At 44.3% G+C, this 5,534-nt stretch carries 3 protein-coding genes; all 3 read right to left on the bottom strand.

The features are described from left to right. Nucleotides 1–370: 370 nt before the first annotated feature. Nucleotides 371–937, bottom strand: coding sequence for a sugar O-acetyltransferase (locus ASV53_RS22250; RefSeq protein ID WP_094958730.1), 567 nt, complete (start codon nucleotides 935–937; stop codon nucleotides 371–373). A gap of 252 nt (nucleotides 938–1,189) precedes the next feature. Continuing rightward, complete coding sequence (locus ASV53_RS22245; protein WP_094958729.1) at nucleotides 1,190–3,460, bottom strand: patatin-like phospholipase family protein; 2,271 nt, start codon at nucleotides 3,458–3,460, stop codon at nucleotides 1,190–1,192. 15 nt (nucleotides 3,461–3,475) lie between these two features. After that, nucleotides 3,476–5,476: a replication initiator protein RctB domain-containing protein gene (locus ASV53_RS22240; RefSeq protein WP_094958728.1), complete on the bottom strand. Its 2,001-nt coding sequence runs from the start codon at nucleotides 5,474–5,476 to the stop codon at nucleotides 3,476–3,478. Between the last annotated feature and the right edge of the window lie 58 nt (nucleotides 5,477–5,534).

The raw sequence follows: 5,534 nt of genomic DNA, 5'->3' as shown, positions 1-5,534 counted from the left end.
AAATAGTGGAAGCATTGAGTATAATGATATTGAACGACTATATAAAAGGTCCGATACATTCAAGCCTTTATATATGAATTGCCAACCAGATGAAGTTATTTATGCTGTTGAGTTATTATTCTAATCAATAACCCTCGCTTCCCTTCCTTGTCATGCTAAAAAGCATCGGCAAGGATGTCAGCACACTGAGGTGTAATGTCTACTTAGCGAATCATTGACCTTTTTTACAGATTAATACCTTATCGTTTTTGTAAATCGATATAGAAGTGGCTTCTGGATCAAGCTGACAAAGAAGGAGCAAGGGCCTCTCGCAACGGAAAGATGATCAAGGTAGTGATCATCAACACTTCCCCCCTCTGTAGTGACTTCATCAATCAATAACACGTATAGGCTTGGCTGGCGCGCCGACACACACAGTATTGGCTGGTAAATCTTTGGTAACTACACTTCCCGCTCCAACCACGACATTATCTCCAATAGTGACACCAGGGCACACTGTCACATTCGCTCCGAGCCACACATCGTTACCCACTGTAATCGCTTTGGCATACTCGTCACCTTTCGCACGCTCAACCGAATCCAATGGATGCCCAGCCGTCGCAATCACCACGCTAGGCGCTAGCAAACAATTATCACCAAACGTCACTGGCGCTCCGTCTAAAATAGTACAACCATGATTGGCGTAAAAACCTTTCCCCACTGTGATGTTATAACCGTAGTCGCAGTGAAAAGGGGATTCAACCCAAGCATCTGTTTCAACGTGCTCAGTATGCGCAAAAAGCTGAAGGATCAAGGATTGGCGAGTATCGCGGTCGGTCGAGCAAGTCTGATTCAGTTTAAAACAGATTGCTTTAGCACGATCGCGCTCAATCACCAATTCAGTATCAAAGGCGTGGTAAATATCGCCCACTAGCATTTTTTCTTTTTCGGTTCTCATTACATGTCCATCGATGAGGAATACAGCTCTGCGCATTATCGTACCTTTGCCACTAAACAGTAGTAGTAACCAAAAGAAAAAATGTAAATCGCTGAAAAGATCACATTTCGTAGTTATACCAAACTAACTAAGTCACTGATCACCTTGCCCTGATTGTATTAATCAACGACATACAGAGATCAAAAAAGGCTAAACAATCAGTGTTTAGCCTTTAAAAAATCATGGGGGCAACTCAGTGAGTAAGCAATAAAATCACTTCTGGAACACACTTCCTAGGGTTAAATATAGCGAACTCTCCCCTCCCTCAGCCATACCATAGGCAAGATAGACCGGCCCAAGCACTGAATCGACTCCAACAAACACGCTGCTGGCAGTGATCATACTATTCACCGATATTTGACCGTATTCATTCCATACGCCACCTTTTTCTAACGATCCCCCTACATACACAGGTGTCGAGAACGCGCCAAAATCGTTATCCAGTAACTGGTAGCGGTAAATAAGCGCACCTAATGCGCTGTAGCGGCCATTCAATTCATACTTGTGATAACCAGACAAGTTGAACAAACCACCGAGGTCTTGGGCAAAAATTGGCAGAAATTCTTTTGAGTCAGCCCCTGCAAATTTCCCTAAAGCGACAAAAGTATGCCGATCAATGTTATAGGGTTTAATTAGACTTAAGTTATAAACGAAAACCTCACTTTCCGTTTTATTGTTTTCAAACTGACTTTCCGTTTCCATCACCGCAAAATAAGCAGAAGCTTGCAGGCCACTTGTTGGAAAATATTGGTTGTCCAGATTATCGTAATCAAACTTAGTGTAAGGTCCGTTAGATTTAAAATCTTCCGTTAAACCAAACGCAGATAACGTGATATCCCCCGTTTGCCCCATATAACCCAGGCTGATTGCACTCCAACGGGCTAAGTTAATGCCGATCTCGGCAGAGATGATAGAACGCTGGTACAAGCCATCAACAGTGCTAATATTTGGGTCGAGGTCAAATCCCGTATCAAGTTGTTCTGGCTTAAAGCCGCGTAGTTGGCTATTAAATTCCAGTGCCATACTGGAGAAATAGCGTTGATCATAATCTAGCGGTAAATAAATTTCGGTTTTGAACGCTTTCCAACTACCAAGCTCAGCTTCAAATAGCCATTCTCCGCCTTTGTCCGTCAAATTGGTATACAGGTACTGCGCACCAAACGTAAAATCTGAACGTTGGGAAAAATCATCTTCAAACGCAAATTTGAAGTTCAAATAACCCGGCCCCCATGACTTTTCAGTCACATCAACCACTAAGACAGTTTCGTCATCCTGCTGCTTAATCTCATAGCTAATACGAGAAAATATATCCTGTGCATTCAACCTATTAACGGCTATTTCTAATTCTTGATTGGTCACCACACGCTGAATATCTAAATCCAATAAAATCAACAAGGCTTTATCGCTACGACTGGTTTTATTCTCGAGTTCAATACTGTCTATGTAGTAGGCCATTCTCGCTACCATTTGACTACGGCGATCTTGTTTACCCCGCACATATTGTGCGTATTCAGTTGCAGATAATTGGTGGGGTAACAATTTAGGCAATGCGTCTATCGCAACTTTGCGGCCAGCCTCATAAGCATGAGTCATCTTATCGAAATCAGGCGCCGTCATGAAAGTGAGTATTGGCTGCAGATAAATATCATCTTCCGACATCAATGCCTTTTGATGATCGGCACTGCTGTTGGTCATGAAAGTCGTGAGTTGTGAGATGATCGTTAACGCATTCCCTAAATCTTCATCTTCAAGTAATGGGTCGCGTAGATCCACCGCGATAATAACATCCGCTCCCATTTTCTGGGCAACATCGACGGGCATATTATTGACCACACCACCGTCCACAAGGCGATGTCCTTCCCATTCTATCGGAGTCAGTGCGCCCGGCACCGTCATTGAGGCTTGCATCGCGGTAGCTAAGTGACCCGAGTCAATCACCACAGGTTTTACTTTTGCGATATCTGTTGCGACGCTGCGGTAAGGGATAACTAAATTATCAAACGTAGACAATACGGGGAAATTATTAGTAAGACCACGCAGAAGAATGGCCATTCCCTGCCCTTGGAACGCGCCCGGTTTAACCCTAAACTCACCTTTTGGCGTGACACCAAAATCGGTGTGCAATTGGAAGTTGTCATTTTGCTGTTTACGACGCAGTACGAGTTCATTGCGAGTCGCGCGATCAACGTAGCCAGATTGCCAATTCGCCGCTAGAGTTTTGTTTTTTACTTCTTGCGCCGTCAGTCCCATGGCATACATACCACCGACATAGGCCCCCATACTCGTCCCAGTGATAATATCAACAGGGATACGATTCTCTTCTAAGACTTCAAGCACCCCGATGTGTGCGGCACCTTTTGCACCGCCACCACTGAGTACTAAGCCAACTTTTTCGCGTTCAGCCGCCCAACCTGTGCTACTGGCAGTCAGTAACAATGCGCAAGCAATAATCCTTACCTGCTGTCGTATTGTATTGTCCTTCACAACTACCCTTAGGTACTACACGCCTCGAGCAACATCGTCGAGGGCTGTGAGCACTTGTTCGTTAATATGCCCTTCATGGACTAATTTACAGACTTTTCGACGTACAGCCAGCCCAGAAATTAAACGTTCTATCGATAAGTGACGATCTTCTTGTTGGCTATTGTAAAGCTCAACCGTCTTACTTAATGTTTCGTAGCTCACCACTTGATCAGAGACACGCAGCCAATCAAGCTTCTCTAGTAGCTCATGGCACTCATCAGAAACACTAGAAGATGAGTGTCCAGTCATTGCCGATAACGCCGTGATACTGCGCTGAAGGGCTTCTGGTGAGGTATATTTGGATAAGATGATCGTTAATTCGTCAGCATTGATCTCTACCAAGTGCTTACGCAGCTTCACGCGACGGCCTAAACGCCCTTTGGTCCGCCCCTCTTTGCGTTGGATCGGTTCAAATTCACCATCAATGATCTGAGATAACTGATCAAGTTCACGCTTCGGCAAAATTTCATTACGCAGCGGGTTAGGCATAGTCGGCGCCATATTGCGCTTGCCTTCGTTGGTCGTTTTGGCTCGTGAGTAACGGATCACTTCGGCGGCATCACAACGAATATCAATTTGGTAATCGGTATAACGTTGGTTCGCATCTTCAGGGATGATGGTTAAATGATAGCCCCACAAATTGACCGCAAACACATCATCCGTGACTTTATCGTCGGCCAATTTACGCAACTCACGGATCAAATCAGAAGAAAAACGGCGCCACTCAATATTACGCGCCAATTTCTGATTTAACTCACTCAGCAGCATCGAGTCATTGACTCGACGCGACATTCGACTCCGGAAAAAAGTATACAACTGGAATACCAAGGTATGCTGACGCAAGATCTCTGGCGGGAACAAAAAGAAGTAGTCACGGGTTAGAAGCTCATCAAAAAAAGACGGCTCCCAAACTAAAATATAGAGATTGGGCTTGATCTTGATCTCACCGTTTTCACCTTCTTGAGGCGCTTCTTCAGAAGCGGTGATCGTCCGCGCAATAAAACGAAAGCGATCACTTTTGAAGCCTTCTGGCATATTTTCACTAAGCCAACGGCCTGTGAGTTCATGCAATTGAAAGTCGGTAAATTCAATACGATCAATACTTTCACGAATAGAGTCACGTGCAGGGCCACTGTCTTTCTTACCCCGTAACGCCAAAATATCAGTGATGTAAACTGGGGTCTTGTTACCAAGCGTACGCGATTGGATCTCATAATCATCGATATGATGATCATGGTACTGCACGGTTAATGTAAACAACGCAAACAAGGTCATAAGATCATCAACAGTCATGATCGACTTTGACGAGCGTGTTTCTATGATCGCTTTAGTGCCACTGATCGCAACCATGGCTTTCTGGTAACTTTTCTTTGTGCGTGGTGGCGCTAATGCCTGATCAATGATCCCAGCCCAGCTGGTGGGAGAAACCACAATCTGATCCGCTTCATCTGGCATACTTGGTGGTGTACCTAAACCATGCTCAGTTAGCAAACGACGGTTAACATGATTTTGCGCTAACGCCTTCGAGCGTTTTTGCTTTTCTTGCTCTTTGCTTTGTAAAGAATGCAGGCTACCTGTGCCCAGTTGGGAAATTAACAAAGCTGGGTTTACAAAATGATGAAGCATGGTTTTTCCTGCAAGCCCTTCTTCAAAGCGCACAGGTTGTTGTTTAAAAAGACCAATACCAACTGCCGCTCGTAAACGTTGCTGAATTGCCGCTCGAGTTAATTGCCCTTCTGTCGCTTCAACTAACTCAGTCGTTGATACCATGCCATCTTGGCAAGATAGGCCTCGTAGTGAAATGAGATTGAGTAGTTCAACAATACTTTTTGTGACCCCTTTAAAATGTTGATATTGCGGTAACCAATCAACTAAGCCAGCTGGGATCGCGAAAAGATGTCCATCTTTGTGCGATCGTGGCAAAGAGATCAATATTTTCTCAACGGGATCGTTATTGTTGCCTGTTCCAATTTTCATTTATCACTAGCCGTACATTCATCATTTTTCCGAAAGATTAATAGAAAAAGATTAAGAA

The sequence above is a fragment of the Photobacterium sanguinicancri genome, assembly GCF_002265265.1.
Classification (GTDB): Bacteria; Pseudomonadota; Gammaproteobacteria; order Enterobacterales; family Vibrionaceae; genus Photobacterium; species Photobacterium sanguinicancri.
This window is presented reverse-complemented; position numbering and strand designations above follow the sequence as displayed.

Coding starts and splice junctions, on each gene's coding strand:
- ASV53_RS22250 (WP_094958730.1), bottom strand. CDS start 937: ATGAGAACCGAAAAAGAAAAAATGCTAGTGGGCGATATTTACCACGCC.
- ASV53_RS22240 (WP_094958728.1), bottom strand. CDS start 5,476: ATGAAAATTGGAACAGGCAACAATAACGATCCCGTTGAGAAAATATTG.